The sequence below is a fragment of the Pseudomonas sp. MWU12-2020 genome (genome assembly GCF_023100605.1).
GTDB classification, from domain to species: Bacteria; Pseudomonadota; Gammaproteobacteria; order Pseudomonadales; family Pseudomonadaceae; genus Aquipseudomonas; species Aquipseudomonas fluorescens_H.
Map to the genome: position 1 here is coordinate 99417 of NZ_JALMEX010000003.1, position 22665 is coordinate 122081.

A 22665-nucleotide genomic window follows, 5' to 3' on the forward strand; every position below is an offset into this window, starting at 1 on the left:
TAGAGAGCAGGTCGAGATTTTTTGTTTGCTGGCCGCTGCATGAGCAGGGCGGGCAACGTTTCAAGAGAATTCGGAGCGAGTTATGGCAGGTCATTCCAAGTGGGCGAACATCAAGCACCGCAAAGAACGTCAGGATGCCAAGAGAGGCAAGATCTTCACCAAGTGGATTCGTGAGCTGACCGTTGCGGCCCGTCAGGGCGGCGGCGATCCGGGTTCCAACCCGCGTCTGCGCCTGGCCCTGGACAAGGCGCTGGGTGCGAACATGAGCCGCGACATCATCGACCGTGCCGTCGCGCGTGGCGCCGGTGCGACCGAAGCGGACAACGTTGAAGAGCTGACCTATGAAGGTTACGGCCCGGGCGGCGTGGCGGTGATGGTCGAGTGCATGACCGACAACCGCAACCGTACCGCAGCTGCCGTGCGCCATGCGTTCAGCAAATGTGGCGGCAACCTCGGTACCGACGGTTCGGTTGCGTATCTGTTCGAGCGCAAAGGCCAGATCAGCTTCGCCCCGGGCGTCGATGAAGACGCGCTGACCGAAGCGGCGCTGGAAGCCGATGCCGACGACGTGGTCAGCCATGAAGACGGCTCGATCGACGTGTTCACCTCGTTCACCAGCTTCTATGCCGTGCGTAACGCGCTGGAAGCGGCCGGGTTCAAGGGTGACGACGCAGAAATCGTCATGCAGCCGACCACCAGTGCCGAACTGGATCTGGAAGGCGCGGAGAAGGTGCTCAAGCTGATCGACATGCTCGAGGATCTGGATGACGTGCAGAACGTCTACTCCAACGCGGACATTCCGGAAGATGTGGCCGCTCAGCTCGGTTAAGAGCGACTACGATTCAATGTGGGAGCTGGCTTGCCAGCGATGGCGTCGGCACATCAGGCAATGATGGCGCCTGACACTCCGTCATCGCTGGCAAGCCAGCTCCCACATTTGTTTTTGTGTTATTTCGAACCAGCAGGCGTTATGACTTTAATTCTGGGTATCGACCCCGGCTCGCGCATCACCGGTTACGGGGTTGTTCGCGATACCGGCCGCGGCGGCTGCATCTACGTGGCGTCGGGCTGCATCCGTACCGGCGCCGGCGAGCTGCATGAGCGGCTGCAAATCGTTTATCGCGGCGTGCGTGAAATCATTCAGACCTATGGCCCGGTGACCATGGGCATCGAAAAAGTGTTCATGGCGAAAAACGCCGATTCGGCTCTCAAGCTCGGCCAGGCTCGCGGTGCGGCAATCGTTGCCGGTGCCGAGGAAAGCCTGGAGATTGCCGAGTACACCGCAACCCAGGTCAAGCAAGCCGTGGTCGGCACCGGCGCCGCCAATAAGGAACAGGTGCAGATGATGGTCATGCACATGCTCAAGCTGACCAGCAAACCGCAGATCGATGCCTCGGATGCCCTGGCCATCGCGATTTGTCACGCGCACACCCGTTCCAGCCTGCTGCCGCATGGCCTGGGAACCGCACGCAGTCGTGGCGGGCGCCTGCGTCTCTGATAGCATCAGCAATCATTTTTGCGGAATGCGGATTTCGCGCCTGGGTCGTCGGCCCGATTCCCGCCTTCCATCTGTCGCCAGCCCACGGCTGGCCAACGCTCAAGGATCTGAAACGTGATTGGACGCTTGCGCGGCACCTTGGCTGAGAAACAGCCGCCGCACCTGATTCTGGATGTAAACGGCCTCGGGTATGAGCTGGAAGTGCCCATGACCACCCTTTATCGTCTGCCGTCGGTCGGTGAACCGCTGACGCTGCACACCCATTTGGTCGTACGCGAAGACGCGCAGTTACTCTATGGGTTCGCCGGCAAGCGTGAGCGAGACTTTTTTCGTGAGTTGATCCGTCTCAATGGTGTCGGACCGAAACTGGCCCTGGCCTTGATGTCGAGCCTGGAAGTCGATGAACTGATCCGCTGCGTGCAATCCCAGGACACTTCGGCGCTGACCAAGGTGCCGGGGGTTGGCAAGAAAACCGCCGAGCGTCTGCTGGTCGAATTGAAGGATCGCTTCAAGGCCTGGGAAACCTCACCGGCCATGTTCGCCCTGGTGCCGAATCAGCCAGACGGCCCGGCGCCGGTCAATACCGCTGAAAACGATGCGGTCAGCGCGCTGATTTCTCTGGGCTACAAACCGCAGGAAGCGAGCAAGGCGATTACCGCCATCAAGGACAAGAATTTGAGCAGTGAAGACCTGATCCGCCGCGCCCTGAAGGGAATGATTTAAGTGATTGAAGCTGATCGTCTGATCGCCGCCGCGCACAGCCCGCGTGAGCGCGAAGAAGTCCAGGACCGGGCCATTCGCCCGGTCAGCCTGGCCGACTACATTGGCCAGCCGACTGTCCGCGAGCAGATGGAGCTGTTCATCCAGGCGGCGCGTGGCCGCAGTGAATCGCTGGATCACACGTTGATCTTCGGCCCGCCGGGTCTAGGTAAAACCACGCTGGCCAATATAATTGCTCAGGAAATGGGTGTGTCGATCAAGAGCACGTCCGGCCCGGTACTTGAGCGTCCGGGCGACCTGGCGGCACTGCTGACCAATCTTGAGCCGCACGACGTGTTGTTCATCGACGAAATCCATCGTCTGTCACCCATCGTTGAAGAAGTGCTGTACCCGGCGATGGAAGACTTCCAGCTCGACATCATGATCGGCGAAGGGCCGGCGGCGCGCTCGATCAAGCTGGATCTGCCACCGTTCACTCTGGTGGGCGCTACTACTCGTGCTGGCATGCTGACCAACCCGTTGCGTGACCGCTTCGGTATCGTCCAGCGTCTGGAGTTCTACAGCACGGCGGATCTGGCGACGATTGTCAGTCGGTCTGCGGCTATTCTCGGTCTGCCACTGGATCCGGAGGGTTCTTTCGAAATCGCTCGTCGTGCCCGTGGTACGCCGCGGATCGCCAATCGCCTGCTGCGTCGGGTGCGCGATTTTGCCGAAGTGCGCGCCAAGGGCCATATCACCAAGTCGGTGGCGGATCTGGCCTTGAACCTGCTGGACGTCGACGAACACGGCTTCGATCATCAGGACCGGCGCTTGCTGCTGACCATGATCGAGAAGTTCGATGGCGGTCCGGTAGGCATCGACAGCCTGGCGGCGGCGATCAGTGAAGAGCGTCATACCATTGAAGACGTGCTGGAGCCGTACCTGATCCAGCAGGGCTACATCATGCGTACGCCACGGGGCAGGGTGGTGACACGGCATGCGTATCTGCATTTCGGTTTAAACATTCCGTCACGAATGGGCGAAATGCCCGTGGCAGACGAGTTTCTCGATGCCTTGGACGATTGATACACATTTATTGGCGATTTATTCAGCGTTTGTACTGTCACAGGACGGTACTTTTGCGGTAAAGCCTTAAACACTGAAAAAACAGTTGCCTGGCCGGATTGGCAACCCGAGGAGTAAGCACTAGAGTATGCGCGCGCAAAACGGGCTTGAGCCGTTCGCACATCGTTGTCGCGTTTATTACGAGGACACCGATGCCGGCGGCATCGTGTATTACGTTAATTACCTCAAGTTTATGGAACGGGCTCGAACCGAGCGGCTCCGGACGCTGGGCTTCGCCCAGTCGGAACTGGCAGGGGAGGACCTGTTGTTTGTCGTGCATTCCAGCGAAGCGCGCTACCACGCGCCGGCGCGACTGGACGACGAACTGCTGGTAAGCGCTGATGTAATCGAATTGAACCGTGCCAGCCTGCGCTTTAAACAGCAGGTCAGGCGGGCCACGGATAATGCGCTGCTCTGTGAGGGGCAGTTTCTGGTGGCCTGTGTGCGCACCGACAGTTTGAAACCCCGGGCCATGCCCGAATCCTTGCGTGCGGCCTTTGCCGACGCGGGCGGCACGGGTACACACTCAAAGCAGGAGATAAAGCGTGGAAGCTAACGTCGTCGACCATTCCTCCATGTGGAGCCTGGTCAGCAATGCCAGCATCGTGGTGCAGTTGGTAATGTTGACCCTGGTGGCCGCATCGGTGACCTCATGGATCATGATCTTTCAGCGCAGCAATCTGTTGCGCGCCGGTCGACGCGCCCTGGAGAGCTTCGAAGAGCGCTTCTGGTCGGGTATCGATCTGTCCAAGCTGTACCGTCAGGCCGGCAGCAACCCGGATCCGGATTCGGGCGTGGAGCAGATCTTCCGTGCCGGTTTCAAGGAATTCTCCCGTCTGCGTCAGCAGCCAGGTGTTGACCCTGAAGCGGTGATGGAAGGTGTGGCCCGTGCCATGCGCGTTGCCATCTCCCGTGAAGAAGAGAAGCTGGAGCAGAGCCTGCCGTTCCTCGCCACTGTCGGTTCGGTCAGCCCGTACATCGGTCTGTTCGGTACCGTGTGGGGCATCATGAACTCCTTCCGTGGTCTGGCTCAGGCCCAGCAAGCGACCCTGGCCACCGTGGCCCCGGGTATCGCCGAAGCCCTGATCGCCACCGCGATCGGCCTGTTCGCCGCGATCCCGGCCGTTATCGCTTACAACCGTTTCTCTGCCCGCAGCGAAACCTTGCTGAGCCGCTACTACACCTTCGCCGATGAGTTCCAGGCGATCCTGCACCGCAAAGTGCACACCAGCGAAGAATAAGCAGGTATTTCCCGATGGCTTTAATCGCTCGAGCCCGAAACAAGCGCAAGCCGGTCGCCGAGATGAACGTGGTGCCATACATCGACGTGATGCTGGTGCTGCTGGTTATCTTCATGGTGACCGCGCCGATGCTCAATCAGGGCGTGAAAGTGGATCTGCCCAAGGTTTCCAGCGAAGCCTTGCCGCAGGACAACAACACTCAGGTGCTGACCATTTCGATCAAGGCTGACAAGACCTACTACTGGAACCTTGGCAGCGAAGTCGACACTGAAAAGCAGCAGGACAGGGCAATGACGCTGCCGCAGATGACTGACGCGGTGACCAAGATCATTCGTGCCGGCACCGAAGGTGGCAAGCGTACCCAGGTCTTTATTCGTGGCGACAAGTCGGTCGACTACGGCTCCGTCATGGGGGCCATGGGCGGGTTGCAGAAAGCCGGGGTCGGTAATGTTGGTTTGATTACCGAGGCCCCCTGATGCAGCAACAGCGAGAGCCGTCCGCCTCGGAAAGCTACTTCTGGCCTAGTGTTCTGGCGATTGTCCTGCACGTGCTGGTGTTCGGCATGCTGTTCGTCAGTTTCGCCTTTACACCTGAGTTGCCGCCGGCCAAGCCGATTGTCCAGGCGACCCTGTACCAGCTGAAATCGAAAAGTCAGGCAACCACCCAGACCAATCAGAAGATTGCGGGTGAGGCGAAGAAATCCGCCGCGCGCCAGACCGAAGTCGAGCAGATGGAGCAGAAAAAGGTCGAGCAGGAAGCGGTGAAGGCTGCGGAACAAAAGAAAGAAGAAGCGGCTCAAAAGGCCGAGGAAGCCAAGAAGGCCGATCAGGCGAAGAAAGCGGACGAGGCGAAAAAGGCTGATGAAGCCAAGAAAGCCGACGATGCGAAGAAAGCCGAGGCCAAGAAGGCAGAAGAGAAACAATTGGCTGATATAGCCAAGAAGAAAGCCGAAGAAGAGGCTAAAGAAGAGGCCAAGAAAGAGGCCGCTGAAGAAGCCAAGAAGAAGATCGTCGAAGACGCGAAGAAGAAAGCCGCCGAAGACGCCAAGAAAAAAGCTGAAGCTGAAGAGGCGAAGAAGAAAGTCGCCGACGAAGCGAAGAAGAAAGCTGCTGCCGATGCTGCGAAGAAGAAATCGCAGGAAGCGGCACGTAAGTCCGCCGAAGAGAAAAAGGCTCAGGCCCTGGCAGATTTGCTTTCCGACACGCCGCAGCGTCAGCAGGCCTTGGCCGATGAGCAGGGTGACGAAGTCGCGGGCAGTTTCGATGACCTGATTCGTGCGCGCGCAGCGGAAGGGTGGGCACGTCCTCCTTCGGCACGCAAAGGCATGACGGTCGTGTTGCAAATCGGCATGTTGCCGGACGGTACGGTGACTTCGGTCAGCGTGGCCAAGTCCAGTGGCGACGGTCCGTTCGATGCTTCGGCAGTCGCGGCGGTCAAGAATATTGGACGTTTGACGGAAATGCAGGGAATGAAGCCGAGCGATTTCGCTCCGTATCGTTCATTCAAGATGACATTCACACCTGAGGATCTAGCCTTGTGAGAAACCTTCTTCGAGGAATGCTGGTCGTGATCTGCTGCATGGCAGGGATCGCGATGGCTGATGAAAAGAACATTCTGGTCACCAGCGGCAGCGATCGGGCGACGCCGATCGCCGTCGTACCGTTCGGTATGCAGGGCGGTGCCGTGCTGCCGGACGACATGGCAGAAATCATTGGTAACGATTTGCGGAACTCGGGCTACTACTCGCCGATTCCAAAGCAAAACATGATCAGCCAGCCAAGCCAGCCGAGCGAAATCATCTTCCGTGACTGGAAAGCGGTGGGTGCTCAATACATGATGGTCGGCAGCATTGCTCCAGCGGGCGGTCGTCTGCAGGTGCAGTGGGCACTGTTCAACGTGGCCACCGAGCAGAAAGTGGCTGACGGCAGTGTGTCCGGTACCACCGAGCAACTGCGTGACATGGCGCACTTCATCTCGGACCAGTCGTTCGAAAAACTCACCGGTATCAAAGGTGCGTTTTCGACCCGTCTGCTGTACGTGACAGCCGAGCGTTTCTCCGAGAAGAACACTCGCTACACCCTGCAGCGTTCGGACTACGACGGCGCACGTGCCGTGACCCTGCTGCAATCGCGCGAGCCGATCCTGTCGCCGCGTTTCGCACCGGATGGCAAGCGCATCGCCTACGTGTCGTTCGAGCAGAAGCGTCCACGGATCTTCATGCAGAACATCGACACCGGTCGCCGTGAGCAGATCACCAACTTCGAAGGCCTGAACGGCGCGCCAGCCTGGTCGCCGGATGGCAATCGCCTGGCTTTCGTCCTGTCGAAAGACGGTAACCCGGACATCTATGTGATGAACCTGGGTTCGCGTCAGATCACTCGTGTGACTGCAGGTCCTGGCATCAACACCGAACCGTACTGGGGCAAGGATGGTTCGACCATCTACTTCACCTCGGACCGTGGCGGCAAGCCGCAGATCTACAAAACCAGCGCCAGCGGCGGTGGTGCCGAGCGTGTGACCTTCATTGGCAACTACAACGCCAACCCGAAGCTTTCGGCTGATGAAAAGACTCTGGTGATGATTCATCGCCAGGACGGTTTCACCAATTTCAAGGTGGCGGCCCAGGATTTGCAGCGAGGTAGTGTAAAGATCCTCACTGATAGCACTCTGGACGAGTCACCTACTGTTGCGCCCAACGGCACCATGGTAATCTACGCCACCCGCCAGCAGGGCCGGGGAGTCTTGATGCTCGTGTCCATTAATGGACGCGTGAGGCTCCCGCTTCCTACCGCACAAGGCGAAGTCAGAGAACCGTCCTGGTCCCCTTACCTGAACTGACGCGGCGCTTTACGTTTTACTTAACACACTGGGGTTCATTAGGAGTTTCACGATGGAAATGCTGAAGTTTGGTAAATTTGCTGCGCTGGCTCTGGCCATGGCTGTAGCTGTAGGTTGCTCGTCCAAAGGCGGCGACAACGCCGGTGAAGGCGCTGTTGATCCAAACGCTGGTTACGGCGCAAACACTGGTGCCGTTGACGGTTCCCTGAGCGAAGAAGCTGCTCTGCGCGCAATCACCACCTTCTACTTCGAATACGACAGCTCGGACCTGAAGCCAGAAGCCATGCGCGCTCTGGACGTTCACGCCAAAGACCTGAAAGCAAACGGCGCTCGCGTTGTTCTGGAAGGCAACACCGACGAACGTGGTACTCGTGAGTACAACATGGCACTGGGCGAGCGTCGTGCGAAAGCCGTTCAGCGCTACCTGGTACTGCAAGGTGTTTCCCCAGCTCAGCTGGAACTGGTTTCCTACGGCGAAGAGCGTCCAGTTGCTACCGGCAACGACGAGCAGTCCTGGGCTCAAAACCGTCGCGTCGAACTGCGTAAGTAATTCGATATGCGAACGTGCCGTCGTGCTGTAACTGTTCTGGCTCTCAGCCTCGCGCCGCTTGCGGTGTGGGCTGCGGTTCCTGTGGTCGATGACAACTCCGGTTATAACAATAGCGGGAGCAGTTATCCGCCTGCGGGTTACGGTACGAACGGCGCCTATGCCGGGGGAGCGGCTTCGGCCCCTGCCTCGGCACAGGGCATGCTGTTCAACCAACTGCAACAGATGCAGGATCAGATATCGCGCCAACAAGGTGTGATCGAAGAACTGCAGAATCAGGTTGCGCGCATGAAACAGGAATCCCTGGAGCGATACCAGGATCTTGATCGGCGCATAGGATCCGGTGTTGCACCTGCCGCGACTCCTGAGAATTCTTCTGCCGGTGGCGATGCAAGTGCTGCTGCCGGTGCTGCCGCTGGCGCCGGGGCTGCTGCCCAGGCACCTGCTGCAAGTAGCGAACCGGGTGATCCGGCCAAGGAAAAGCTGTATTACGATGCCGCTTTCGACCTGATCAAAGCCAAGGATTTCGACAAGGCCAGCCAGGCTTTCTCGGCATTCCTGCGTAAATACCCGAACAGCCAATACGCGGGCAACGCCCAGTACTGGTTGGGCGAAGTGAACCTGGCCAAGGGCGATCTGCAAGGTGCAGGTCAGGCTTTCGCCAAGGTGTCGCAGCTCTATCCCAAGCACGCCAAAGTGCCGGATTCGCTGTACAAGCTGGCTGATGTAGAGCGCCGCCTGGGTCACACCGACAAGGTCAAAGGCATTCTGCAACAGGTGGTTTCCCAATACCCGGGGACCTCCGCTGCTCAGTTGGCCCAACGCGATCTGCAACGCATGTAAGTGTGTTTGACCCGTTTGGAAGAAACCCGCGCTTGTCGCGGGTTTTTTCGTTAGAATTCACGCCCTTTTTCTGAAACACGCTTCTGGTGATCTACGCGTTGGCGGGGTTGTCTGAAGTGCCTGACGGAGGCGGACAGCCTGTTTAGCTGTTACGCCCGTGGCGACTATGCAAGACACATTGAGAATTACCGAAGTTTTCTACTCGTTGCAGGGGGAAACGCGGACTGCCGGGCTGCCCACGGTTTTTGTGCGCCTGACCGGTTGCCCGTTGCGTTGCCAATACTGCGACAGTGCCTATGCGTTCAGCGGCGGTACGATCCGCACCCTCGATGACATCCTCGAGCAAGTGGCCGGGTTTCGCCCACGCTATGTCTGTGTGACCGGCGGTGAGCCGCTCGCACAGCCGAACGCCATCCCTTTGCTTAAACAGTTGTGCGATGCCGGTTACGAAGTGTCACTGGAAACCAGTGGTGCGCTCGACATCTCGGCGGTAGATTCGCGCGTCAGTCGCGTAGTCGACTTGAAGACGCCGGACTCTAAAGAGGCGCATCGCAACCGCTACGAAAATATCGAACTGCTGACGCCCAACGATCAGGTGAAGTTTGTCATCTGCTCGCGGGACGACTATGACTGGGCGGTCTCGAAGCTGATCCAGTACGGTCTCGATCGACGTGCGGGTGAAGTGCTGTTTTCCCCAAGTCATCATGACCTCAATGCCAGGGATCTGGCGGACTGGGTGGTGGCAGACAACCTGCCGGTGCGGCTGCAATTGCAGCTGCATAAATATCTATGGAATGACGAGCCGGGGCGCTGATATGACTGAACAACTGAAAACTAATGAAAAACGTGCGGTAATCCTGCTGTCGGGTGGTCTGGATTCGGCGACGGTCGTGGCGATGGCCCGGGCTGAAGGTTACGCCTGCTACACCATGAGCTTCGATTACGGTCAGCGCTCTCACGCTGAATTGCACGCCGCCGCACGTGTTGCCCGCGATCTGGGTGTGGTCGAGCACAAAGTGATCGGTCTGAATCTGAACGGCATGGGCGGCTCGGCACTGACCGACACCAGCATCGACATTCCGGAAGAGCTGGGCGAGGGCATCCCGGTGACCTACGTGCCGGCGCGCAACACCGTGTTCCTGTCGCTGGCGCTGGGCTGGGCTGAAGTGCTCGGTGCGCGTGACATCTTTATCGGCGTCAACGCGGTGGACTATTCCGGTTACCCGGATTGCCGTCCCGAGTTCATCGAGTCGTTCGAGCGCATGGCCAACCTGGCGACCAAGGCCGGCGTGGAAGGCAACGGCTTCCGCATTCAGGCGCCGCTGCAGAACCTGAGCAAGGCGCAGATCGTTCAGGCGGGCGTGAAGCTCGGTGTGGACTATGGCCTGACCGTTTCCTGCTATCAGGCGGACGATGAAGGCCGTGCGTGCGGCAAATGCGACAGCTGCCGCCTGCGTGCAGAAGGCTTCGCAGCGGCCGGTGTAAGCGATCCAACACCTTATTTTTGATTTTTTTCAAAAAGGTGTTGAATAGTCCTTAAAAATCAGTATTATACGCGCCACCACACAGCGGGTCGTTAGCTCAGTTGGTAGAGCAGTTGGCTTTTAACCAATTGGTCGTAGGTTCGAATCCCACACGACCCACCATATTTGGCGGTTTAGAAAATCCGGAAGGCCCACGAAAGTGAGGATTTCCGGGTTTTTTTTTGCCTGCGATTCGGGCACCGCTCCTTTCATCATCGCCTGCGCTGACACAGGTCAGAATCATCTTTTGTATCAACGGGATATTCTGTAGCCTTGCGCAGCTTCAACGCTGTCCGTGCCTGATAAAAACTCACTCTCCCGGCGGTACCCTCAAGCGGTCCGGAGCCGGGTGTATACTCGACTTTCGCGCGAAAGCGCCTGCAGGTCTTGCGAACATGACGCAGATTTCCGAACGCCTTCTGGTTCAAGCCCACCTCGATGCCAAACAGCCTAAACCGCTGAGTGCCGAGGAAGAGGCCTACTACCGTTCCGCCATCGCCGCTGAGCTCAAGGCTCAGGACGCGGTGCTGGTGGCCCACTTCTATTGCGATCCGGTGATTCAGGCCCTGGCCGAAGAAACCGGTGGCTGTGTGTCCGACTCCCTGGAGATGGCCCGCTTCGGCAATGCCCATCCGGCCAAGACCGTGGTGGTCGCCGGCGTGAAGTTCATGGGCGAGACCGCAAAGATCCTCAACCCGGAAAAACGCGTGCTGATGCCGACCCTGGACGCGACCTGCTCGCTGGACCTGGGTTGCCCGGTGGACGAGTTCTCGGCGTTCTGCGATCAGCATCCGGAGCGCACGGTGGTGGTGTACGCCAACACCTCGGCCGCCGTCAAAGCCCGGGCTGACTGGGTAGTGACGTCGAGCTGTGCGCTGGAGATCGTCGAAAGCCTGATGGATAACGGCGAGACCATTATCTGGGGCCCGGACAAGCACCTGGGCACCTACATTCAGCGCAAGACCGGTGCCGACATGCTGCTGTGGGACGGTGCCTGCATCGTCCACGAGGAATTCAAGTCCAAGCAGCTCGAAGACATGAAAGCGCTGTACCCGGACGCCGCGATTCTGGTGCACCCCGAGTCGCCGACCTCGGTGATCGAACTGGCCGACGCCGTAGGTTCCACCAGTCAGTTGATCGCTGCCGCGCAAAGTCTGCCGAACAAGACCCTGATCGTCGCCACCGACCGTGGCATCTTCTACAAGATGCAGCAGTTGTGCCCGGACAAGGTCTTCATCGAGGCGCCAACCGCCGGTAACGGCGCAGCGTGCCGCAGTTGTGCACATTGCCCGTGGATGGCCATGAACACCCTTGAGCGCACGCTCAAGAGCCTGAAGGAAGGGACCAACGAGATCTTTGTCGATCCGGCGTTGATTCCGCAGGCGATCCGTCCGTTGAAGCGCATGCTGGATTTCACTCAGGCGGCGCGGATGAAGCTGGCGGGTAACGCTTAAGCTCGTTGAGGCAACACGCAAAACCTGTGGGAGCGGGCTTGCTCGCGAAGGCGGTGTATCAGTCGATGCAAAAGGTGACTGATACACCGCCTTCGCGAGCAAGCCCGCTCCCACATTGGTATCTGGCGTCTGGAATTTATTTGCTTTTCTTCGGAATCCGCACCACGCGGGTATCGGAATAGATGTCGTGCCAGGTGCGCTTCTGCTTGTCGTACAGCGACCAGAAGAATCCAAGCCCTGCGCACAGCCACGAAGCGATCGACACCATAAACCGCAGCAGCGCCTGCCACAGGCTGATCGCGCTGCCATCGGCGTTCTGCACACGTATGCCCCACACCTGCATGCCCAGTGTCTGTCCGCCGTGAGTCCAGAACTTGGCGAAGAACGCAAACAGCACCAACAGCAGCACCGTGGAATACAGCGGATCGCCATCCATTTTCCCGGCGTCGGTCAGCACGCGCAGGCGCTCTTCACCGATGATCGCTGCCTGGATCAACTTGTAAACGAAGCCGGTAACGATCAGCAGGGCGGTGCACAGCAGGAAGTCATAGAACATGGCTGCCAGGCGGCGGCCGAGGCCAACAGCAGGAAAGTCGCCCTGGGGAGTGAGCAGGTTTTTCGACATGGCAGCCTCTGGACGCAGAATGAAGCGCCATTTTACGGATTCGCGCGCACAAAAAAGCCCCTGATATCAATATCAGGGGCTTTTTCGTTACAGAAGATTAGCCTTCTGCTTGTACTTCATCAGCCTGCATGCCTTTCTGGCCCTGCACAGCAACGAAGGTCACTTTCTGGCCTTCTTTCAGGCTCTTGAAGCCGTTGCCCTGAATGGCGCGGAAATGCACGAACAGATCCGGACCGCTTTCTGGAGTGATAAAACCAAAACCTTTCTCGTCGTTAAACCACTTGACGGTACCGCTCTGACGTGTCGACATTTCTTATATCCTTTGACGCATAAATTGATGACAGTCTCTTTCTCATGAAAGAGTACTGGGGCTGGTTGCAGGAGAGTAAGAAGACGTCGAGCGGGATGTAGCTAACTTTGTAGGCTACTGCCCAGGTCACGATTCCAAGCTGACCCATGCAAACACAGTGAACAAACTCTACGCCAACTACGGGAGAAAAAACAAGCCCCGCGAAGGCCCCGGTTTTCCTGCCCCTGCAGGCAGTTAATCAATCCACTAGTGCAGGCTTAGTCGATTAGCTTGTTCAATTGTTTTCGAACGTTATAAGCAAAGTTCATATTCGAATCGGATGTTAGAAAATGCACTTTTTTGTGGCGATTGCGTTACACATTAGTGCACGCATAACGCAATCGCGTTACTTATAGAAACAGTCAATCAACCACGATAGTAGCGTTGTGGAACAAATGGCATTTTGCTTACAAGCATTTGCACCTTTTTCCCACGAACGATGGCCCAGACGGGTGTGTCGAGAGTGACATAAGCGCTGTCGAGGTAACCCATCGCCAACGGGCCACCCAGGGTCGGACCGAAGCCGCCGCTGCACACACCGCCGATGATTTCGCCAGCTTCGTTGACGATTTCTGCGCCCTCACGCACCGGGGTACGCTCTTGTGGCAGCAGACCGACACGTTTGCGCGCGACACCGTTCTGTTGCTGGGCAAATACCTGCTCCGCACCCGGGAAACCACCGGCGCGCGCGCCATCGGCACGGCGTGGCTTGGAGATCGCCCACAACAGGCTGGCTTCGATCGGGGTGGTGTCGGTATTCATGTCGTGGCCGTACAGGCACAGGCCGGCTTCCAGGCGCAGCGAGTCGCGGGCGCCGAGGCCGATGGCCTGGACTTCCGGTTCAGCGAGCAAAGCGCGGGCGAGTTTTTCCGCATCGGCGGCGGGCACCGAGATTTCGAAACCGTCTTCACCGGTGTAACCCGAGCGGCTGACGAAGCAATCCACGCCCAGCAGTTGCACGCGGTTGAATTGCATGAAGGTCATCTTCGCCACCTCTGGCGCAAGACGCGCCAGCACAGTGACCGCAGCCGGGCCTTGCAACGCCAGCAGCGCGCGCGCTTCGAACAGCTCCGTAATGGTGCACTGGTCGCCGATGTGTTGTTGCAAATGCGCCAGATCCTGATCCTTGCACGCGGCGTTGACCACCAGGAATAGCTCGTCGTTGCCCAGATTGGCGACCATCAGATCATCGAGAATGCCGCCGCTCTCGTTGGTGAACATCGCATAGCGCTGCATGCCCACTGGCAGGTCGATGATGTCCACCGGTACCAGGGTTTCCAGGGCCTTGGCGGCATTGGCGCCGGTCAGGCGGATCTGGCCCATGTGCGAGACATCGAACAGCCCGGCCTGCTCGCGGGTGTGCTGGTGTTCTTTCATCACGCCCAGCGGGTATTGCACCGGCATGTCGTAGCCGGCGAACGGCACCATGCGGGCGCCGAGTTCGAGGTGCAGAGCGTGCAGCGGGGTTTTCGACAGTTGTTCGGTGGACATGCGCAACTCCTTGATTCACGCCAACCCTCTCCCAGGGGGAGAGGGGGCTAATTAGCATTCGATGATGTTGACCGCCAGACCGCCGCGGGCGGTCTCTTTGTATTTGCTTTTCATGTCGGCGCCGGTCTGGCGCATGGTGCGGATGACTTTGTCGAGCGAGACGAAGTGTTGTCCGTCGCCGCGCATGGCCATGCGCACCGCGTTGATCGCTTTCACCGAGCCCATGGCGTTGCGCTCGATGCACGGCACCTGCACCAGCCCGCCAATCGGGTCGCAGGTCAGGCCGAGGTTGTGTTCCATGCCGATTTCCGCGGCGTTTTCGACTTGCTGCACGCTGCCGCCGAGCACTTCGCACAACGCGCCGGCCGCCATCGAGCAGGCCACGCCGACTTCGCCCTGACAGCCGACTTCGGCGCCGGAGATCGAGGCGTTTTCCTTGTACAGAATGCCGATGGCGGCGGCGGTCAGAAGAAAGCGCACCACGCCGTCATCGTTCGCCCCCGGGATAAACCGCATGTAGTAATGCAGCACCGCCGGAATAATCCCCGCCGCACCGTTGGTGGGTGCGGTGACTACGCGGCCACCGTTGGCGTTTTCTTCGTTGACGGCGAGGGCGTAGAGGTTGACCCAGTCGAGCACGGACAGCGGATCGCGCAGCGCCGATTCCGGGTTCTTGCACAGTTGCCGGTGCAATGCCGCCGCCCGGCGTTTGACCTTCAGCCCGCCCGGCAGAATGCCTTCGTTGCGACAGCCAGCGGCGACGCAGTCCTGCATCACTTGCCAGATTTTCAGCAGACCGGCGCGTGTCTCCGCCTCCGGGCGCCAGGCGCTTTCGTTGGTCAGCATCACCTGGCTGATCGACAGCCCGTAGGTGGCGCAGTGACCGAGTAAATCCTTGGCACTTTTGAACGGGAAGGTCAGCGGGGTGGCGTCTTCAACGATGCGGTCGGCCCCGGCCGCGTCTTCATCGACCACAAAACCACCGCCCACCGAGTAGTACTCGCGGCTGCGGATCTGAATACCTGCCGCATCGAAGGCACGAAAGATCATGCCGTTGGGGTGATAGGCCAGCGGCTTGCGAATCATCGCCAGGTGTTCTTTCTCGTTGAACGTGATGCTGTGTTCGCCGAGCAGATTCAGCCGGCCATTGCCGCGAATTTCCTGCAGGCGCGCGGCGACGGTTTCGGTATCGACGGTGTCCGGGTGTTCGCCCTCAAGGCCAAGCAGCACGGCTTTGTCGCTGCCGTGACCCTTGCCGGTGGCGCCAAGCGAGCCGTACAGCTCGACTTTGACGGAGGTCGTTGCAGACAGCAGGTCGTCGCGGCGCAGGCCTTCGGCGAAGCGCGCAGCGGCTCGCATCGGGCCGACGGTGTGGGAGCTGGAAGGGCCGATGCCAATCTTGAACAGGTCGAACACGCTTAACGACATGAGTGGTTCTCCGGTTTCTTGTTATAGGAATTGGCGCAAGCTCGAGGCTGGACACAAATCCCCTGTGGGAGCGGGCTTGCTCGCGAATGCGGTGTGTCAGGCAACATTGATGGCGATTGATACACCGCATTCGCGAGCAAGCCCGCTCCCACATTGGGATCTATGGTTTTGCTGAAATCGGGGCAGGTAAACCTGCCCCGCATCCGTTTAAGCGTAGCTTTCGATCGACGGGCAGGCGCAGACCAGGTTGCGGTCGCCGAACACGTTGTCGACGCGACCGACCGGCGGCCAGTATTTGCCTTCGACCAACGACGCCACCGGATACACCGCTTGCTCGCGGCTGTACGGGTGGGTCCACTCGCCGACCAGCTCCGCTGCGGTGTGCGGAGCGTTTTTCAGCGGGTTGTCGTCCTTGTCCAGCGTGCCGTTTTCCACCGCGCGGATTTCTTCGCGGATGCGGATCATGGCGTCGCAGAAGCGGTCCAGTTCTTCCTTGGATTCGCTTTCGGTCGGCTCGATCATCAGCGTACCGGCCACCGGGAACGACATGGTCGGCGCATGGAAACCGAAGTCGATCAGGCGCTTGGCAACGTCATCGACGCTGATGCCGCTGCTGTCTTTCAGTGGACGCAGGTCGAGGATGCATTCGTGCGCCACCAGACCGTTGCTGCCGGTGTACAGCACTGGGTAGTGCTCTTCGAGGCGACGGGAAATGTAGTTGGCATTCAGGATCGCCAGTTGCGAAGCACGCTTCAGACCGGCGCCGCCCATCATGCGAATGTACATCCAGGTGATCGGCAGAATGCTCGCGCTGCCGAACGGCGCTGCACAGACCGCGCCTTCCTTGCGTGCCATCTGGCCGTGACCCGGCAGGAACGGGGTCAGGTGCGACTTGACGCCGATCGGGCCGACACCCGGGCCGCCACCGCCGTGCGGGATGCAGAAAGTCTTGTGCAGGTTCAGGTGCGATACATCGCCGCCGAACTTGCCCGGTGCGCAGAGGCCGACCATCGCGTTCATGTTGGCGCCGTCGATGTACACCTGGCCGCCGTTGTCGTGAATGATTCCGCAGATTTCGCGGATGCCTTCTTCGAACACGCCGTGGGTCGACGGGTAGGTGATCATCAGCGCCGCGAGGTGTTCGCGGTGCTCGATCGCTTTGGCGCGCAGGTCTTCGATATCGACGTTGCCACGCGCATCGCACGCGGTCACCACCACGCGCATGCCGGCCATATTGGCGGTGGCCGGGTTGGTGCCGTGGGCCGACGACGGGATCAGGCAGATGTCGCGGCGCTCGTCGCCACGGCTCTGGTGGTAAGCGCGAATCGCCAGCAGGCCAGCGTATTCACCCTGCGAACCGGCGTTGGGTTGCAGCGAGATCGCGTCGTAACCGGTGGCGGCGCAGAGCATTGCTTCCAGTTCGTCGGTCAATTGCTGATAACCGGCGCTCTGTGCGGCTGGGGCGAACGGGTGCAGGGCGCCGAATTCGGCCCAGGTCACCGGGATCATTTCGCTGGCGGCGTTGAGTTTCATGGTGCACGAGCCCAGCGGGATCATGGTGCGATCCAGTGCCAGGTCCTTGTCCGCCAGTTTGCGCAGGTAGCGCATCAGCTCGGTTTCCGAGTGATAACGGTTGAACACCGGGTGGCTGAGGATCGGCGATTGGCGTACCAGCGCCGCCGGGATGGTGCTTTGCACCGAAGCGGCCAGCGCAGCGAAGTCCGGCAGGGCCTTGCCGTCGGCGAACAGGCTCCACAGGGTTTCGATGTCAGCCTGAGTGGTGGTTTCGTCCACCGACAGGCCCAGACGCTCGGCATCAATGACTCGCAGGTTGATCTGCGCGGCGTGTGCCTTGTCGTGCAGGGCGGCGGTGTGTGCACCGGTGGCGAGGGTCAGGGTGTCGAAGAAGCTTGTTTGCTCGACTTTCGCGCCCAGTGCGCTCAGGCCCTTGGCCAGAATCGCGGTCAGGTGATGCACGCGGTTGGCGATCTGCGTCAGGCCTTTCGGGCCGTGGTAGACGGCGTACATGCTGGCGATGTTGGCCAGCAGCACCTGCGCGGTGCAGATGTTCGAAGTGGCCTTCTCGCGGCGGATATGTTGCTCGCGGGTCTGCATCGCCAGACGCAGGGCCGGCTTGCCGAAACGGTCAACCGACACGCCGACCAGACGGCCAGGCATGTCGCGCTTGAACGCATCCTTGGTGGAGAAGTAAGCCGCGTGCGGGCCACCGAAACCCAGCGGCACGCCGAAGCGTTGCGCGGAACCGATGGCGACGTCGGCGCCGAACTCGCCCGGAGCGGTCAGCAGCGTCAGGGCCAGCAGATCAGCGGCCACGGCGACCAGCGCGTTGGCGGCGTGGAAGCGCTCGGTCAGTTCGCGGTAGTCGAATACATCACCGTTGCTCGCCGGGTATTGCAGCAGCGCGCCGAAGAACGGCGTGACGTCGCTCAGTTCACGCTCATCGCCGACCACCACGTCGATGCCCAGCGGCTCGGCACGGGTGCGCAGCACGTCGAGGGTTTGCGGGTGGCTGTGGATCGAGGCGAAGAACTGATGGCTGCCCTTGTTCTTGCTCAGGCGTTTGCAGAAGGTCATGGCTTCGGCAGCGGCGGTGGCTTCGTCGAGCAACGAGGCGTTGGCGATCGGCAGGCCGGTGAGGTCGCTGATCAGGGTCTGGAAGTTCAGCAGCGCTTCGAGACGGCCCTGGGAAATTTCCGGCTGGTACGGGGTGTAAGCGGTGTACCAGGCCGGGTTCTCCAACAGGTTGCGCAGGATTGGCGACGGCGTGTGGCAGTTGTAGTAGCCCTGGCCGATGTAGGTCTTGAACAGTTGGTTTTTGCCGGCGATGGATTTGATCATCGCCAGTGCATCGGCCTCGCTCAGGCCGTCGTCCACGCCGAGCACGCTGGTGCCCTTGATGCTTTCCGGGATGACGCTGGCGCTCAGCGCTTCGAGCGAGTCGAAGCCGAGGCTGTTGAGCATGGCTTGCTCGTCACCGGCGCGCGGGCCGATGTGGCGGGCGATGAATTCGTTGGCAGTGCCGAGGTTTACTTGGGTCATGTCGTTACTCCTCAGGCTTCGGCTTGGGCTTTGATCAGACGGTCGTAGGCGTCCTGGTCCAGCAGTTTCGCCACCGCCGAGGCGTCGCTTGGCTGGAAGCGGAAGAACCAGCCTTCGCCCAGCGGATCTTCGTTGACCAGTTCCGGGCTGCCGTCCAGTGCCGGGTTCACTTCCACAACTTCACCGTCGAGGGGCATGTACACGCCGCTGGCGGCTTTCACCGATTCCACGGTGGCGGCTTCGGCGCCTTTTTCGTAAGCCTGCAGCTCAGGCAGTTGCACGAACACCACGTCGCCCAGGGCGTTCTGCGCGAAAGCGGTGATGCCGACAGTAACGCTGCCGTCAGCTTCGGTGCGCAGCCATTCGTGATCTTCAGTAAAACGCAACTCGCTCATGGAAACTCCTAAGGGGGCCAGACTCGTCTGGTGGACGCGGTGGAAGGCTTGGGCGGGAAAGCCCTGATTTTATGAACGGTTACTTAGCAAGAACGCGGCCATCTTGGATTTATCTATATAAATCAGGTGGTTGGATGATTTTTGAAGTGGCCGGAATCGAATGACTGTAGCGAAATCGCTACAGCTTGGGGCAGGGAGAAAAGCTGAAGCGGATCAAAGCCTTGCACAGCGGCGATTGGAGGAGGGTGTAGTGATATCGTTCCGCTGTAGCGCTTTCAGTACAGATGGAGGTCGTTTTTGAACGGATTTCGAATCCATCACAGATCATTGTAGGAGTGAGCCTGCTCGCGATAGCAGTGTGTCAGACGCCGCAAATGTTGAATGTCAGACCGCATTCGCGAGCAAGCCCGCTCCCACATTTTTGACCGCGTACGGCTTACGGTTTGTTGGGAATGCCGTATTTGCGCAGTCGATGGGCAATCGCCGTGTGCGAGGTTTGCAGGCGGCTGGCCAGTTGGCGGGTCGAGGGGTAGCTGACGTAGAGCTTTTCCAGCAGCGATTTTTCGAAGGATTCGACGGCTTGTTCAAGGCTGTCGACGTCGCTGTCGGTCTGGCGCGCCACCGAGGTGCCGGCGATGTCGAGGTCGCCGATGTCGACCAGACTGCTTTCGCAGATCGCCGCGGCGCGGAAGATCACGTTCTGCAACTGCCGCACGTTGCCCGGCCAGCGGTTGCCGAGCAGCGCCGGATAGGTGCCGGGGGCGAGGCGGCAGACCGGGCGCTGAATCTGCGCACAGGCCTGCTGCATGAAATAACGCGCCAGCAGCAGAATGTCCTGACCGCGTTCACGCAGCGGCGGCACTTCGACGTTGAGCACGTTGAGACGGTAGAACAGGTCTTCGCGGAACAGGCCTTCGCTGACCATTTTTTCCAGGTCGCGGTGCGTGGCGCTGAGGATCCGCACGTTGACCTTCACTTCACGATCGCCGCCGACCCTGCGAAAGCTGCCGTCATTGAGGAAGCGCAGCAGCTTGGCCTGCAAGTACGGCGACATCTCGCCGATCTCGTCGAGAAACACCGTGCCCTGGTTGGCCAGCTCCATCAGCCCCGGTTTGCCGCCACGCTGCGCGCCGGTAAAGGCACCGGGGGCGTAGCCGAACAGTTCGCTCTCGGCGAGGTTTTCCGGCAGCGCCGCGCAGTTCAGGGCGAGGAACGGCGCACTGTGTCGTGCACTGATGGCGTGGCAGGCGCGGGCCACCAGTTCTTTACCGGTGCCGGTTTCGCCTTGAATCAACAGCGGCGCATCAAGCGCTGCGACTCTTTGCGCGCGCGCCTTGAGGGTGCGGATCGCCGGGGATTCGCCGAGCAGTGCATCGAAGCCTTCGGCATGGTCATGGTGCAACGCCGAGAGCTGTTCGCCGATGCGGTTCGGCTGATACAGGGTCAGCAGCGCGCCGGCGTCGGTGATAGGTGTGGCGTCGAGCAGCAGGGTCTGGCCGTTGACGGTGATCTCGCGCAGCGGCAGGCGGAAGCCTTGTTCGAGCAGGGTTTCCAGCAGGCCGGGATCGTTGAACAGTTCCGAGACACTTTCCCCCGCTGGTTCACGCCCATACAGCGCGATCAGTGCCGGGTTGGCCAGCAGCACCTTGCCGGCGCTATCGAGGGCAAGTACCGGATCGGTCATCGCCGCGAGCAGCGCATCGAGTTGCAGGTGCCGACGCTGGCCGGGGAGGATGTCGACCACCGTCACCGCTTCGACACCGCGCACGCGAAACAACGCATCTTTCAATTCTTCGAGCACTTGCGGGCTCAAGGTCGGGGCGTCGATGTAGACGTTGGGCGGGATCATCTCCACCGCATCCAGATTGAGATTGCGTCCACCGAGGATAGCCAGGACTTCCTGGGTGATGCCGACGCGGTCGATGAAGCTGACGTGGATACGCATGGGGCGGTTCAGTGTTCTGGAGTGCGGAGGGTGGCAAGTATGCCTTGGGGCGGGGCAATGGTGAAATCTGCAACGATTGGCAGCGCTACACAGATACCTTGTGGGAGCGGGCTTGCTCGCGAAGGCGCCAGGTCAGACTGCATAAATGGTGACTGACCCGGCGCCTTCGCGAGCAAGCCCGCTCCCACAGGGGAAATGTGCTGTGTTCGGGTTATTCGAGGTGTTCCGGTTTGACCGGATCGCCTGACTTCATATTCAACTGCACCCGCACGTCTTCGAACATCAGATCGTAATGCTTGTGCTGCGAGCCGATGCTGCTGTGGGTCTTGGGAATGCCGTATTTCTCGACAATCCTGGTCACGTCCCTGGCGAAGTTGTAGGCCTGGTCCTTGGGCAGAAAGAAGGTTTCCTTCATGTCCTTGCCCTGAATGCTGCCGTGCAGGGTGAACTGCATCCCTTTGCCTTCTTTGGGATCGGTGAACACTTGGTAGTCGAGGCACAGGTCGTAACTGACATCGTCCTTGTTCAACGCGTGCCGCTCGATGTGCAAATGACCCGGTTCGAATATGGCCATGGGTTTCTCCTTTCAAGGCATGGGAGAAGGGCAGACCCTGGGCCTGCCCTCGGAGTTTCCAGTTATCGATAGCTGATGCCCGGCTTCGCCGTGCTGACGCGCGTACCGGCGGTGCCCTGGACGATCGCTTCGATGTCCGCGAGCGAACCGATCACTGCGACCTTGCCAGTATGGCGCGCGAATTCGCAGGCTGCCTGCACCTTCGGCCCCATGGAGCCGGCGGCGAAACCCAGGCGTTCCAGTTCGTCCGGGTGCGCTTCGGCGATGGCTTTCTGTGTCGGCTTGCCGTAGTCGATGAACGCCGCGTTGACGTCGGTGGCGATGACCAGCAAGTCGGCTTCCAGTTGCTCGGCGAGCAGCGACGAGCACAGGTCCTTGTCGATCACCGCCTCGATGCCCTTGAGGTTGCGGTGCTCGTCGTACATGGTCGGAATCCCGCCGCCGCCAGCGCAGATGACGATGCTGCCCTTGTCCAGCAGCCACTTGATCGGACGGATCTCGAAGATGCGTTTCGGCCGTGGACTGGCCACCACTCGACGGAATTTGTCGCCGTCCGGGGCAATCGCCCAGCCTTTCTCGGCGGCGAGTTTTTCCGCTTCGGCTTTGTCGTAGACCGGGCCGATCGGTTTGGTCGGATTCTGGAAGGCCGGGTCCTTGGCGTCGACTTCAACCTGGGTCAGCAGGGTGGCGAACGGCACTTCAAAGTCCAGCAGGTTGCCCAGTTCCTGTTCGATGATGTAGCCGATCATGCCTTCGGTTTCGGCACCGAGCACGTCCAGCGGGTAGGGGGTGACGGAGGTGTAGGCCGCCGCCTGCAACGACAGCAGGCCGACTTGCGGGCCATTGCCGTGGGCGATGACCAGTTGGTTGCCGGGATGGATCTTGGCGATTTGCTCGGTGGCGATGCGGATGTTGGCGCGCTGGTTGTCAGCGGTCATCGGCTCGCCACGACGGAGCAGGGCGTTACCGCCCAGAGCTACGACGATACGCATGGTGCAATCCTTTTCAGCAGAGAAATGGCAAACGACTC

23 protein-coding genes and 1 tRNA gene are annotated in these 22665 nt (G+C 59.9%); 15 read left to right on the plus strand and 9 right to left on the minus strand.

Going from position 1 to position 22665, the window contains the following annotated elements; genetic code table 11:
* Nucleotides 1-82: 82 nt before the first annotated feature.
* From M0814_RS07780 to nadA, 15 genes are all read left to right on the plus strand, one after another.
* Nucleotides 83-829, plus strand: coding sequence for a YebC/PmpR family DNA-binding transcriptional regulator (locus M0814_RS07780; RefSeq protein WP_003227527.1), 747 nt, complete (start codon nt 83-85; stop codon nt 827-829).
* Between the two features lie 141 nt (nt 830-970).
* The gene (ruvC, locus tag M0814_RS07785) at nt 971-1498 is read left to right on the plus strand and encodes a crossover junction endodeoxyribonuclease RuvC (protein WP_003227525.1); all 528 of its coding nucleotides are present in this window, start codon (nt 971-973) and stop codon (nt 1496-1498) included.
* Nucleotides 1499-1612: 114 nt separating this feature from the next.
* Nucleotides 1613-2221 carry a Holliday junction branch migration protein RuvA gene (gene ruvA, locus M0814_RS07790; RefSeq protein WP_003227522.1) on the plus strand — a complete coding sequence of 203 codons (609 nt, stop codon included), beginning with the start codon at nt 1613-1615 and terminating at the stop codon, nt 2219-2221.
* Complete coding sequence (ruvB, locus tag M0814_RS07795; protein WP_003227521.1) at nt 2222-3283, plus strand: Holliday junction branch migration DNA helicase RuvB; 1062 nt, start codon at nt 2222-2224, stop codon at nt 3281-3283.
* A 127-nt stretch (nt 3284-3410) separates the two neighbouring features.
* On the plus strand, nt 3411-3878 hold the full coding sequence (ybgC, locus tag M0814_RS07800; protein WP_003227519.1) for a tol-pal system-associated acyl-CoA thioesterase: 468 nt from the start codon (nt 3411-3413) through the stop codon (nt 3876-3878).
* Nucleotides 3868-4563: a protein TolQ gene (gene tolQ / locus M0814_RS07805; protein ID WP_003227517.1), complete on the plus strand. Its 696-nt coding sequence runs from the start codon at nt 3868-3870 to the stop codon at nt 4561-4563. The genes ybgC and tolQ overlap by 11 nt, the downstream gene beginning before the upstream one ends.
* A 23-nt stretch (nt 4564-4586) precedes the next feature.
* Nucleotides 4587-5039, plus strand: coding sequence for a protein TolR (gene tolR, locus M0814_RS07810; RefSeq protein ID WP_177434691.1), 453 nt, complete (start codon nt 4587-4589; stop codon nt 5037-5039).
* Nucleotides 5039-6103: a cell envelope integrity protein TolA gene (tolA, locus tag M0814_RS07815; protein WP_098965272.1), complete on the plus strand. Its 1065-nt coding sequence runs from the start codon at nt 5039-5041 to the stop codon at nt 6101-6103. Before tolR ends, tolA begins: the two co-directional genes overlap by 1 nt.
* A 17-nt stretch (nt 6104-6120) precedes the next feature.
* Nucleotides 6121-7401, plus strand: a complete 1281-nt coding sequence (gene tolB / locus M0814_RS07820) for a Tol-Pal system beta propeller repeat protein TolB (RefSeq protein WP_164747834.1) — start codon at nt 6121-6123, stop codon at nt 7399-7401.
* A gap of 52 nt (nt 7402-7453) precedes the next feature.
* Nucleotides 7454-7951: a peptidoglycan-associated lipoprotein Pal gene (gene pal, locus M0814_RS07825; RefSeq protein WP_003178634.1), complete on the plus strand. Its 498-nt coding sequence runs from the start codon at nt 7454-7456 to the stop codon at nt 7949-7951.
* Nucleotides 7952-7957: 6 nt separating this feature from the next.
* Nucleotides 7958-8791, plus strand: coding sequence for a tol-pal system protein YbgF (gene ybgF / locus M0814_RS07830; RefSeq protein ID WP_027612536.1), 834 nt, complete (start codon nt 7958-7960; stop codon nt 8789-8791).
* A 166-nt stretch (nt 8792-8957) separates the two neighbouring features.
* Nucleotides 8958-9605, plus strand: a complete 648-nt coding sequence (queE, locus tag M0814_RS07835) for a 7-carboxy-7-deazaguanine synthase QueE (RefSeq protein ID WP_047296033.1) — start codon at nt 8958-8960, stop codon at nt 9603-9605.
* A gap of 1 nt (nt 9606) precedes the next feature.
* The gene (gene queC, locus M0814_RS07840; protein ID WP_103485160.1) at nt 9607-10299 is read left to right on the plus strand and encodes a 7-cyano-7-deazaguanine synthase QueC; all 693 of its coding nucleotides are present in this window, start codon (nt 9607-9609) and stop codon (nt 10297-10299) included.
* Nucleotides 10300-10361: 62 nt separating this feature from the next.
* Nucleotides 10362-10437: transfer RNA gene (locus M0814_RS07845), tRNA-Lys, on the plus strand.
* 272 nt (nt 10438-10709) lie between these two features.
* On the plus strand, nt 10710-11768 hold the full coding sequence (nadA, locus tag M0814_RS07850) for a quinolinate synthase NadA (RefSeq protein ID WP_025112797.1): 1059 nt from the start codon (nt 10710-10712) through the stop codon (nt 11766-11768).
* A 136-nt stretch (nt 11769-11904) separates the two neighbouring features.
* Here the strand turns inward: nadA and M0814_RS07855 are convergent, their stop codons facing one another.
* The 9 genes from M0814_RS07855 to arcC all read right to left on the minus strand — a co-directional run bounded on the left by M0814_RS07855 (nt 11905) and on the right by arcC (nt 22627).
* Nucleotides 11905-12393 carry an RDD family protein gene (locus tag M0814_RS07855; protein WP_098965267.1) on the minus strand — a complete coding sequence of 163 codons (489 nt, stop codon included), beginning with the start codon at nt 12391-12393 and terminating at the stop codon, nt 11905-11907.
* Nucleotides 12394-12490: 97 nt separating this feature from the next.
* On the minus strand, nt 12491-12703 hold the full coding sequence (locus M0814_RS07860; RefSeq protein ID WP_003237709.1) for a cold-shock protein: 213 nt from the start codon (nt 12701-12703) through the stop codon (nt 12491-12493).
* Between the two features lie 405 nt (nt 12704-13108).
* Entirely contained in the window at nt 13109-14233 is a 1125-nt protein-coding gene (gene gcvT, locus M0814_RS07865; protein ID WP_103486279.1) for a glycine cleavage system aminomethyltransferase GcvT, read from the minus strand.
* A 51-nt stretch (nt 14234-14284) separates the two neighbouring features.
* Nucleotides 14285-15661, minus strand: coding sequence for an L-serine ammonia-lyase (locus tag M0814_RS07870; protein WP_003227491.1), 1377 nt, complete (start codon nt 15659-15661; stop codon nt 14285-14287).
* A 207-nt stretch (nt 15662-15868) separates the two neighbouring features.
* Nucleotides 15869-18736, minus strand: coding sequence for an aminomethyl-transferring glycine dehydrogenase (gene gcvP / locus M0814_RS07875; protein WP_177434692.1), 2868 nt, complete (start codon nt 18734-18736; stop codon nt 15869-15871).
* Nucleotides 18733-19116 (minus strand): glycine cleavage system protein GcvH, encoded by a 384-nt coding sequence (gcvH, locus tag M0814_RS07880; RefSeq protein WP_003227486.1) that lies wholly within the window; start codon nt 19114-19116, stop codon nt 18733-18735. The genes gcvP and gcvH overlap by 4 nt, the downstream gene beginning before the upstream one ends.
* Before the next feature lie 436 nt (nt 19117-19552).
* Nucleotides 19553-21061, minus strand: coding sequence for a sigma-54-dependent transcriptional regulator (locus M0814_RS07885; RefSeq protein WP_045122605.1), 1509 nt, complete (start codon nt 21059-21061; stop codon nt 19553-19555).
* A 211-nt stretch (nt 21062-21272) separates the two neighbouring features.
* Nucleotides 21273-21635: a DUF5064 family protein gene (locus tag M0814_RS07890; protein ID WP_003227485.1), complete on the minus strand. Its 363-nt coding sequence runs from the start codon at nt 21633-21635 to the stop codon at nt 21273-21275.
* A 62-nt stretch (nt 21636-21697) separates the two neighbouring features.
* The gene (arcC, locus tag M0814_RS07895) at nt 21698-22627 is read right to left on the minus strand and encodes a carbamate kinase (RefSeq protein WP_003227483.1); all 930 of its coding nucleotides are present in this window, start codon (nt 22625-22627) and stop codon (nt 21698-21700) included.
* Nucleotides 22628-22665 lie beyond the last annotated feature (38 nt).